The 11073-nt window shown below is 45.4% G+C and carries 6 protein-coding genes; 3 read left to right on the top strand and 3 right to left on the bottom strand.

Annotated elements, in window-relative coordinates; translation table 11 throughout:
* The first annotated feature begins 136 nt into the window (after positions 1–136).
* Complete coding sequence (thiD, locus tag AC805_RS04380) at positions 137–955, top strand: bifunctional hydroxymethylpyrimidine kinase/phosphomethylpyrimidine kinase (protein WP_055074284.1); 819 nt, start codon at positions 137–139, stop codon at positions 953–955.
* Between the two features lie 227 nt (positions 956–1182).
* On the opposite strand, the gene AC805_RS04375 is transcribed toward thiD, so the two are convergent.
* Both AC805_RS04375 and AC805_RS04370 read right to left on the bottom strand, forming a co-directional pair.
* The gene (locus tag AC805_RS04375) at positions 1183–1779 is read right to left on the bottom strand and encodes a TIGR02466 family protein (RefSeq protein WP_055074283.1); all 597 of its coding nucleotides are present in this window, start codon (positions 1777–1779) and stop codon (positions 1183–1185) included.
* A 213-nt stretch (positions 1780–1992) separates the two neighbouring features.
* Complete coding sequence (locus AC805_RS04370) at positions 1993–2508, bottom strand: GNAT family N-acetyltransferase (RefSeq protein ID WP_055074282.1); 516 nt, start codon at positions 2506–2508, stop codon at positions 1993–1995.
* A gap of 315 nt (positions 2509–2823) precedes the next feature.
* Here AC805_RS04370 and AC805_RS04365 point away from each other — a divergent pair, with 315 nt between their 5' ends.
* Together AC805_RS04365 and AC805_RS04360 are read left to right on the top strand one after the other, a co-directional pair.
* Entirely contained in the window at positions 2824–3699 is an 876-nt protein-coding gene (locus AC805_RS04365; RefSeq protein WP_082429396.1) for a DUF2993 domain-containing protein, read from the top strand.
* An 8-nt stretch (positions 3700–3707) separates the two neighbouring features.
* On the top strand, positions 3708–5603 hold the full coding sequence (locus AC805_RS04360; protein WP_055074281.1) for a bifunctional serine/threonine-protein kinase/formylglycine-generating enzyme family protein: 1896 nt from the start codon (positions 3708–3710) through the stop codon (positions 5601–5603).
* A 236-nt stretch (positions 5604–5839) separates the two neighbouring features.
* Here the strand turns inward: AC805_RS04360 and AC805_RS04355 are convergent, their stop codons facing one another.
* Entirely contained in the window at positions 5840–10162 is a 4323-nt protein-coding gene (locus AC805_RS04355) for a CheR family methyltransferase (protein WP_055074280.1), read from the bottom strand.
* Positions 10163–11073: the final 911 nt, after the last annotated feature.

Below are 11073 nucleotides of genomic sequence, written 5' to 3'. Positions count from 1 at the left end.
GGGGGGCGCTTCCACAAACCATTTAGGATAGCTATATCAGTAGTTCAGTATAATTAAAAACCAAAACCAGAGAATGTACCGCCCGCGTAGCGGGCGGTACATTCTTCTATTTAGCTACTTATCAATAATTCGCATCATGACTAGTTTCCATAGTTCCTCAATACCGATCGCCATGACAATCGCTGGTTCCGATAGTGGCGGAGGTGCAGGGATACAGGCGGACTTACGTACCTTTTCCTTTCATTGTGTGCATGGGACGAGCGTGCTTACCTGCATCACAGCCCAAAATACTCAGGGAGTTACCAGAGTTGATGCCATGTCACCTGAGTCCGTGACCGCTCAATTTGAAACAGTGATGGTTGATATGCGGGTAGGAGCAATTAAAACGGGAATGCTTCTCAATCAAGAGATCGTTAAAACTGTAGCAAAAAAGTTCGTTGCCTTTGGTTTGGGAAATGTGGTGGTCGATCCTGTGATGGTGTCGCGGACAGGGGCGCAATTATTAGATGATGATGCGGTTAAGGCAATGACCGATCTATTGATTCCCTTGGCGGCGATCGCTACCCCCAATCGTTATGAAGCGCAGATTTTGGCGGAAATGGAAATTCATACCTTGGCGGATATGCAAACTGCGGCTCAGCAAATTTATAAATTGGGAGCGAGATCGGTATTGATTAAGGGAGGAGCGATGAGTGGCTCACTCAAGGCGGTGGATGTGTGGTTTGATGGCGATCGCTTTGAGGTTTTACAGACAGAAGCGATCGATACTCAGCATACCCATGGAACTGGTTGCACCCTGTCAGCGGCGATCGCTGCTAACTTGGCGCTGGGTAAGCCCCACTTCCAAGCAGTGCAAGAGGCAAAAAATTACGTGACGGAAGCCCTGAAATATGGACTGGCGATCGGTCGCGGACAGGGACCCGTCGGACATTTCTATCCATTGTTAAAGCTGTAGCCATTTGTCCTAAGACAAATGGCTACAGCTAAGTCGTTCGGCATAATTAAAAACCAAAACCAGAGAGCATACCGCCCGCGCAGCGGGCGGTATGCTCTTCTAGGTTTTAAGTTTACTTATGCCTAGCGAATCAAAACCCCAAAGATGAGTGGCGGCGCTTCGCGCCGCCACTCATCTTTGGGGTTTTATATTTGATTGCGCCTAGCGACTTAATCAAAATTTAGACTTTAAACCCGATGACTCATGCTGATATTAAAACTGATGCATAGCCGATCTTCATCGCTGAGATTGGCTTCTACGCCGTGATTTAGCCAACTTGGGAAAACGATCATCGTTCCTTCCGTTGCCTTGTAGGTAATCTTTTGGATCGTCCAAGGCGTGAGTTCGACGATCTTAGGCATGAACATATGGGCGACATCGCGAGGATCGCGAAAGAAAATACCACCGCAATTCTCGGATGCTTTCACATAATAAACACCGCTCAATATGGAATTGGGATGATTGTGCAAAAAATTAGAAGCAAATTTAGGATTGATAATTGCCCAACAGTTAGCCACGACCATGGTGAATCTTTGGAGGTCAAAGCCCATTTCTTGCCCAGCCTCTAAAGCATTATTGATGGCAATATTGACGATCGCTTGAAATTCTGGCTGTTGATGTAGGTAGTCTTTGCTATGCCATCCTAAAGAATTAGACCAATTTAATCCCTGATTGTCTTTCTGGTGTTCGTTGTAGATCGCGGGGAGCAATTTTTGATTTAGTTCTTGGTAGTTTGGTACTTCAAAGTGCCAGATGGGCGTAGGAAACCAGTCATCACGCTTCATTATCGTTATCGTCTCGTTGTCGTCTATATATGCTGTCAGTTTTATCTTATAGCTCCCGTCACCTATATCAGGACACAAAACCCAAAATAGTGTTGTCGCGCTCCGCGCGACAACACTATTTTGGGTTTTGTGTCCTACTCCCTTCCTGTAAAGAATTAGATGTTGCGGCGCGAAGCGCCGCAACATCTAATTCTTTACTTTGAGGTATGGCGCTTAGCTCACGACTTTGCCGAGAACGATCAAGCTTTGGGCGATGCCATCTAGCTCGGCAACTTGTGGTAGATTTCCCCATTCCGTAAAACCAAAGCTCTTAAATAGGCGCAGGCTGGGATGATTGTGGGCAAAGATGAAACCGACCATCTTAGAAATATTTAACTTAGGACATTGCCCGATCGCATAATTCAGCAATTGCTTACCGATCCCTTGGTTTTGATAGGTAGGATCGATGTAAATGCTTACCTCGGCAGTTTTGTGATAGGCAGGACGACCGTAAAACATTTGCAGACTGAGCCAGCCCACAATTTGTTCGTTGCGATCGCTGTAAATATGGCGATCGCCGACAGACATCACCCAGACAGGATAGCGATCGTCATGGGAGCGAAACCAAGCGCGACGGCTTTCCACCGTAATCGGTTCGAGATCGGCGGTAGCAAGACGGCTAGGAATGGCAGCATTATAAATCTCAATAATGGAGGATAGATCTGCCTCGACTGCCAACCGAATCTGCATAACTGGTTACTCCTAAACTAGAAAATGCTATCAAATTTCCCAAAATATAACGTGTTGTAAGTAGCTAGGCATAAGTAAACTTAAAACCCAGAAGAGAGTACCGCCCGCGTAGCGGGCGGTACTCTCTTTGGTTTTGTTTCTTGATTATGCTGAACTACTTAATAAATATCTAGGTATAAGTAATGCAAAAACAGAGAGCGTACCGCCCGCTTAGTGGGCGGTACGCTCCCTGTTTTTGCATTACCAATTCACTGAAGTGTTGGCTCACTTCAGTGAATTAAAAAACAAACCCAGTAAGGTTTTGAGATTCCCAAAATGGCAACGCCATTTTGGGAATTGGTATTAATCATTGTGTTTTGGTTTATGATTGCAGTGATACTCATCGCCGTTGTTATGGAATTATTTGCTGGGTTACTTACGACGGTTTTAGGCATAGCTGGCGCACCTGGAATTGCGATCGATAAAATTGCAACGGACTATTTGCGCAGTCAAATCGTGCGAGCCGATGTCCTAGAGGTGCGTGTTGATAATGCTCCTAACTATCAGATTCTTTTAGGTAATGTCGATCGCATTCGTGTTGCGGGACGAGGGGTTTTCGTTTTAGAGTTTTTACGGATCGATCAGGTCGATTTGGAGACCGATCCGATCAGTATCGATCCCAGTTCTTTGCAGTCTGGCAAAGTTGTGTTGCGGCGACCATTACAGGCTGCTGTCCGTTTGGTCTTGCGTTCTGAAGATATCAATACGGCTCTGCGATCGCCCGATGTGCAATCTTCCTTTAAAAATCTGAGCATTGATATTTCGGGAACTAATAAAAACCCTGAAATTTTAGATTTGCTCAATCCTGAAGTAACTTTTTTAGAAGGCGATCGCGTGCGTCTGGCGGCAACATTACAGGCGCAACCGACCCCCGCCAAGCCTAACCCCAAGAAGCTCGATGTCTCATTGAATGCCGAACTAAAAACCATCGGGGGCACAAAACTGCAAATTGTTAACCCACAAATTGAATTGTCAGGAACGCCGATTCCCAATCGCATTGCTACGGCTTTTACCAATGGATTGAATAAAGTCCTAGATTTGCGACAACTGGAAAGTAAAGGCATCACTGCGAGAGTTCTCAAACTGGAACTGACGGCAGGCAAAATGCAAGTCATTGGCTTTGCCAAGATGGATGCTATTCCCAATCAATAGGCGCAATCATGAGTCAATGCCTAAATCCGCAATGCAACTATCAAAACCCCGATCGGATGCTGGTTTTTTGTAGTCATTGTGGCTCCAAACTCAAGATTGGCGATCGCTATCGGGCGATCGTGCTTTTGGGGCAAGGTGGCTTTGGCAAAGCTTTTATTGGCATTGATGAAGCCCTTCCATCGCAGCCCAATTGTGTCATCAAGCAGTTCTGTCCCACCGATCTAAGCAGTGCGGCAAAAGCTGCCGAGCTATTTCAACAGGAAGCTGTACGCCTTGACGATCTGGGGAAGCATCCTCAAATCCCCACATTGTTTGCCCATTTAGAACATGACAGTCGGCAATATCTGATCCAAGAATTTATCGATGGACAGGATTTATTAAAGGAATTGCGCGAGCAAGGGACTTTTAGCGAAGCCAAAATTCGGATGCTATTGAGCGACCTATTGCCGATCCTGCAATTTATTCACGATCGCCAAGTTATCCATCGCGATATTAAACCTGAAAATATTATTCGCCGCCGATTTCCCAGTACTTCTGGTTCGGTTGCGGCTGGAAGTCATGTGCTAGTTGACTTTGGCGCGGCAAAATTTGTGACGGCAGGGATGGAGACAGGTACACGCATCGGCAGTGCGGTATATATTGCGCCAGAGCAGGCGAGGGGAAAAGCCATATTTGCTAGCGATATCTATAGTTTAGGCGTGACCTGTATTCACTTGTTGACCAATGTTTCTCCCTTCGACCTGATGGATATGGATGGTGCTTGGATCTGGCGAAATTTTTTAGGGAATACGAACCTCAATCCCCAGCTCGCTCGGGTGCTCGATCGGATGATTGCCTCTTCTCCCAGCCAGCGCTATGCTACGGCGCAAGCCGTACTCCATGATCTTCAAAGTCTCCAAAGTCTCCAAAGTCTATCGGCTCCCTCCCCTGTGAGCTATACACCTCATCAATTTGGGAGATTGCGCCATCAAAAAGCGATCGCCAAAACGCAGATCGTCCCGATCGCTCCCAGCCCCAAACCACCGCTGATCGCGATCGCGCCTCGATTGTCGCAATTTTCCTTTAAGATGGCGTTAGTGAGCGTCAATCATGGGATTGGCAAATTCATCAACCATCCTTTGCAAATCAAGACAATATCAAAGAACAGACTTGCCTATATTGAGAGCTTAGGTAACTTGCAAGGGATGGCGATCGGCTTAGAAATGGTATTTATCCCCGCAGGCAAATTTGCGATCGGTTCGCCTTCGGATGAAGCCGATCGCCATGAAGAAGAGAGTCCGCGTCACATTGTGAATCTCGCTCCCTTCTTTATGTCACGCTTTGCCATTACCCAAAGACAATGGAAAGCATTAATGGATAATAATCCCGCTATGTTTATTGGCAATAGCGATCGCCCCGTGGAAATGGTGTCATGGGACGATGCTCAGTCCTTTTGTCAGAAACTTGCCGAACGTACTGGTCGTCCCTATCGGTTGCCGAGCGAATCGGAATGGGAATATGCTTGTCGGGCGGGGACGGTCACCGCCTTTGGTTTTGGGGAAACGATCGCCGCAAATCTGGCTAATTACAATGGTGCAAGCCCTTACAAATATGCACCTCAAGGTATTAGTAATGCGGCTACGACCGAAGTTGGTTCCTATCCCGCCAATGCCTTTGGCTTGCACGATATGCATGGCAATGTGTGGGAATGGTGTATGGATGTCTGGCATGATGATTACGACCTATTGCCCAAGGATGGGAGCGCTTGGATGACAGGAGGCGATCGCAGTTGTCGCGTCGTACGGGGTGGCTCATGGCGCGATCCTGCCCATTATTGTCGCTCCGCCAAGCGTTATAAAAATGTCACTAATCAAGGCGATCGCTATACGGGTTTTCGGATTGCCGTGACGTTAGCGATTCCCTAGCCGATGCTTTCTCTAGTCAAAGATTGCCGCGCTCTGCGCGGCAATCTTTGACAAATTTAATACCAAGTTAAGAAATGGCGTAGCCATTTCTTAACTTGAGAATTTGCCAGCTTAACCCGAACTGACGTTATACCAATTCACGAAAGTGTGGCAACACTTTTGTGAATTAAAAACTAAACCCAGTAAGGGTTTTCAAAACACAAAATGGCGTAGCCATTTTGTGTTTTGGTATTAATTTACGATCGCAGATGGGAACTAACCTGTAGGAGAGCCTTTTCTAACTGAGCAAAACTAATGGGCTTGCTGATATAGCTATCCATTCCTGCGGCTAAATATTTGTCGCGATCCTCCTGTGATGCGTTGGCGGTCACGGCAATGATATGGGGACGAGAGCTTTGATCCCATTCTGCGACAATTCTTTTGGTTACCTCAATGCCATCCATTTCAGGCATCTGAATATCCATCAAAATCACATCATAATGCTTCGCTCGTAACTGAGTCAGCACATCTAATCCATTATTGACGGTATCGGGTTCGTATCCGAGTGTTTGCAGGAATTTCTGAATGAGAATTTGATTGAATTGCACATCTTCGGCAATTAAAATGCTCAAGGGTAGGGTGGAGGCTAACTTGACCTTATTGACAGGAACAGGGCGCTTCTGTTCTACTTGACCCTCCGAACTTTTGGTGTCATTGGCGGCTGGGGCGATCGCGAGCATCGTTGCTGCGGGCGAGATTTGGTATTCAGCCTTCCGTTCCGTTGGCGGTTCCGTTAAATTCAGGGCAAAACTAAAGGTACTTCCGCGATCGGGGGTGCTGCTCACTCGGATTTCTCCGCCCATCTGCTTGACCAGATTTTGGCTAATGGCAAGCCCTAAGCCCGCGCCTTGCTGATTCCTTTTTGATGTTCCTACTTGCTCAAAGGGTTGAAAGAGCTTCTCCAGATCGTTGGCGGCAATGCCAATACCCGTATCTGTAACCGTAAATTGAATTAATTCGATGGGGGATTCCGTCAGGCTGGTTTGGACTCTTTGGACTCTATTGATGGTTAAGGTAATTCTGCCATGATTCGTAAATTTGATGGCATTACTGAGGAGATTGAGCAGAATTTGTCTTAGGCGTTTTTCGTCGGTATAAACCGTGGTGGGCAAATCTTCGGCAAACTGGGTTGTCAGGGTGAGATTTTTGGCGATCGCTCGGGCTGATACCATGCCCACGGTTACTTGGAGAAAGTCGAGGAGAGCGAAATGATTTAAATCGATCGCCATTTTTTTGGCTTCAATTTTGGAAATATCTAGAATATCCTCGATTAATGCGAGGAGGTAGTCCGCCGATTGATAAATGATTTCTAGATATTGACGGGACTCGCCATCTAAATTAATGCTCTCGCGCAGGAGTTGCGAAAAGCCCATGATTGAATTGAGCGGTGTGCGTAATTCATGACTCATACTTCCGATGAATTCACTTTTAGCCAAATTTGCTGTTTCGGCAAGCATCATCGCCGTTGATAGCTCTTGGTTTTTAATGACTAGCTGCAACCTTTGCTGATTGCGTTCGGTGATATCCTCGATCGCAATTAAGATCATCTGACCGATATTGGGGCGATCGATCTGACAGGCATTGAGTAATACGGTGCGATTGCCCAATTGCGGAAAATTCTGGGTAAGTTCGTAATTCTGCACCGTAATATCTAGCAGCAGAATTTCATTGAGGAGCGATCGTAGTTTGGGGATGTTCCATTCGCCCTGACCAATGGTAAAAATCGATTGATTTTCGGTCTGGCTGGGGCTCATTTGAAAAATTTGATAAAAGGCATGGTTGGCGGTTAATACCTGCATCTCCGCATTAAGTACCACCAGAGGCTGGCGCAAAGTCTCAATGATCGCCGCCGCATAATTGCGGGAAGATTCCAGCTCAAGGGCATTACGTTTGATCAAGTCGATATCAATCAAGCTGATCACGACCCCATCAATGTGATTGTCGGTGGTGCGATAGGGGCGAATTCTCAAGCTGTACCAACGCCCCGATAGGTCTTTAACTTCCTGCTCGTAGGGAATCAAAGTATCAATGACCGTTGTGATTAAGGTTCTGATATGGGGAATATCGAGATTATTTTGAATATCGCTAAAGGGTCGCCCCACATCGCTGGGAATTAAATTAAAAGATTGCTCCGCCATCGGCGTAAAGCGTCTAATCCGCAGATCGCCCGACAGCATCAAGATCGGGATATTAACGCTGCTGAGCAAATTTTGCATATCATTGTTGAACTGATGGAGCTGCACGTTACGACTGCGGAGTTCGTCATTAATTGTGCTTAATTCTTCATTCGTCGCTTGAATTTCTTCTTTGGCAGTTTCTAGTTCCTCGTTGGCACTTTGCAACTCCTCATTGCTAGAGAGAATTTCCTCGCCTGCCACCTTGAGGTCTTGGTTGTTCGCCTCCTGCGTCTCAATGATCGATCGCAAATATTCTTTGGTTTTCTCTAACTCATGGGTGAGTCGCGCCACCTCTAGCTCTGCACTAGGTGATCGATCCGATTGATTTAGCTCTTTGCGAGATCTGCCCAGATTTGGCTGTGGTGATAGCGATCGCTGTGGTCTACTCGTAAATAAAACCAAGAAATAGGGATCGTTATTCATACTTAAGGGAATGACCTCGATTTTGACGATCGCCCCCTGTTGCATCTCAATGCCATCTTTGACGATCGGGATATCTTGTTCCTTGGCGCTAAAAATTGCCGATCGCAGCTCTAGTCTCAGGGTGGGACGCGCCATTTTGAGCAAATTGAGGCTAGCTTTGCCTGGAGCTGGTTCCAGATAGGCGCTAGTCTGACCGCGAAACTGTAAAATGTCTAGCTCGCTATTAACAATGACTCCCACAGGCGCATAGCGACTGAGTACGACGCGATCGGCAAGGAGCTCTAAATTATTTTCGGGCGCTTCCTTGAATTTGATCGGAGCGGCTGAATCGCTAACATTATCTTTGGTATAGGTGCTTTTGACAAAGTTAAAATTCATCCTTGGAGCTGAGTTTTTACATTTATAAATACGGCTCTTTTTATCGGCGATCGCAAATAAATCCGTGGCGTTCCCAATCCCTTCTGAGCTTCCCAACATCAAAAAACCGTTAGGATTGAGGGCATAATGGAAAATAGGCATCACCTTTTTTTGGAGGACTGGTTCGAGATAGATCAGCATATTGCGACAACTGATCAAATCTAAGCGCGAAAACGGAGGATCGTTGGTTAGGTTTTGCCTCGCAAATACGCATAGACTCCTCACGGTTTTGCCAATCTGATAGCCTCCTTCCACGGGGATAAAAAAGCGCCGCAAGCGTTCGGGCGAGATATCAATCAAGGTATTATGGCTGTATATGCCGACTCTGGCCTTTTCGATCGCGATCGTACTGATATCCGTTGCAAAAATTTGAATTGTTTGTTTGTTAGGGCGATCATCAAAAAATTCTAAGAGACTAATGGCGATTGAATAGACCTCTTCACCCGTCGCACAGCCTGCGACCCAGATCCGAATCGGGGCATTTGGCAACTTATCCTGACAAATTTGGGGAAAGACAATATCCTTGAGCGCCTTAAAGGAGTCGGGTTCGCGAAAGAAACTCGTTACATTAATGAGAATATCATGGTAAAGTTTCTCGACCTCAATGGGATGCTCTTGTAAGTACTGGGCATACATCCCCAAGTTTTGTAAATTTAGTAATCCCATCCGCCGCGCGATTCGGCGGCGGATCGTGCCTTGCTTGTAATGCGTAAAGTCTACGCCCATAGCATTGTTCAAAATTTCTAAGACGAAGGGTAGAAATTTCTGGTTCTCTGGACTTTCCGTAAAAACGGCTGCTTCGGCTGCTTCAATTTCGTAAATATCATTAGTCATGATATCGGTGGAATCATCCATTTCCATGACATTCTGGCTGATTTTGACCAGTTCTCGCGCAATTTCGGCAGGGGGCAAGACAAAATCTACATACCCCGATGCGATCGCAATCATCGGCATGGTCGGAAACTCTGCCGAGCCGAGATCCTGCGCGAAGGTGACTCCCCCAGTCCCTTTCACTACGCCTAGCCCTACGGTTCCATCTTCGTTATTCCCCGATAAAATGACAGCGATCGCCAGATGTTTGCGATCGGCAGCAAGGGAACTAAAAAAACCATCAATTACCATATATTTCCCCCTCACACGCTGCCGTGGCTCCAGCCGCAAGACTCCCTGCTCCAGCGTCATCAGAGTATTAGGTGGGATCACATATACCGAATTTGGCACGATACGCATACCTTCCACTGCTTCATTAACAGGCATCGTGGTGGCATTGCGGAGGATTTCGCTTAACTGACTGTGATGCTGCGGCGATAAATGCTGAATCAGCACGAACCCCATCCCCGTATCAACTTCTAAATTGCTTAAGAGTTGTGTAAAGGCTTCTAGCCCCCCTGCCGAAGCGCCAATGCCAACAATGGGGAAGCTATCTGGCAAACTAGACTTAGATCCCATTGATAAATCAGAGGAACTAGTGACTACTAAACTTGATTCTGATTTGTCAGTCATTTAGTTTCTCCCTTGATTTGATTTATAAGTAGCTGATAATTAAAATTCAGAATCAAAATCGGTAGCGCACGAGCAGCGTGTGCTACAGGTTTTGGAGTTTTATATTTAATTGCGTCTAGCTACTTAGCAATTCTAAATAAGTTTAGATCGGCTTCAATCTCGCTCAGACGGGATACATTGGCTGAGCGTGAAGTCCCATTGTTCTCATAAATGATTTAGGACTGCAATGTAGCAATCCTAAATCATTTGTGGAAGTGCTCCCCAAAAGGGGGCGCTTCCACAAACCCAAAAATCTACAAATGATTTAGGACTTCTATATTTACTAATACTAATACATAAGCCTTACAAAGTTGTTTTTTATCAAAAATATTCAATTGATTGCGAGATTATATTTGCGAATAATTTGATTTGTTGTCGAGTTTAATGAATTTATGAAACTGGAATTTTATGATCTTCTTTTATCTTTATCGTTTTTGTGATTTGTATAAAACCTTCTAAAAACAACTGATTTGGATGAAAGAAGCCTATATTTTGCCTCTAGTTACTGTTTTCTAGGGTTAAATATTTGCTACTAGTTTTTTCTTTATTTGTTTTTGTGATGTATTAGCTTTGTGTGTATAAGTATACTGAATATACTTATAAATATACATATTGATTGGGTATTGGATATTCTTAGTTAGTACTAATTTTTATGACTTTCTCTAAATTAGAATTGCTCGTAAATAAAACCTCTTTAATAAAAGGGAATCTATAGTGAGCCTCAATGAGTTAAGAAACCATTTAAGAATTCACTAGATCCCCCCAGCCCCCTTAAAAAGGGGGGAGAATTAAATTCTTCCCCCTTTTTAAGGGGGATTGAGGGGGATCTCTTAGAGTTTTTGACCGCAGAAAGTAATTCTTAAATGGTTTCT

Source organism: Pseudanabaena sp. 'Roaring Creek', assembly GCF_001402795.1.
Lineage (GTDB): Bacteria > Cyanobacteriota > Cyanobacteriia > Pseudanabaenales > Pseudanabaenaceae > Pseudanabaena.
The sequence above is the reverse complement of the archived record's forward strand: the minus strand, read 5'-3'. Positions and strand labels throughout refer to the sequence as shown.

Coding starts and splice junctions, on each gene's coding strand:
- thiD (WP_055074284.1), top strand. CDS start 137: ATGACTAGTTTCCATAGTTCCTCAATACCGATCGCCATGACAATCGCT.
- AC805_RS04375 (WP_055074283.1), bottom strand. CDS start 1,779: ATGAAGCGTGATGACTGGTTTCCTACGCCCATCTGGCACTTTGAAGTA.
- AC805_RS04355 (WP_055074280.1), bottom strand. CDS start 10,162: ATGACTGACAAATCAGAATCAAGTTTAGTAGTCACTAGTTCCTCTGAT.
- AC805_RS04360 (WP_055074281.1), top strand. CDS start 3,708: ATGAGTCAATGCCTAAATCCGCAATGCAACTATCAAAACCCCGATCGG.
- AC805_RS04370 (WP_055074282.1), bottom strand. CDS start 2,508: ATGCAGATTCGGTTGGCAGTCGAGGCAGATCTATCCTCCATTATTGAG.
- AC805_RS04365 (WP_082429396.1), top strand. CDS start 2,824: ATGGCAACGCCATTTTGGGAATTGGTATTAATCATTGTGTTTTGGTTT.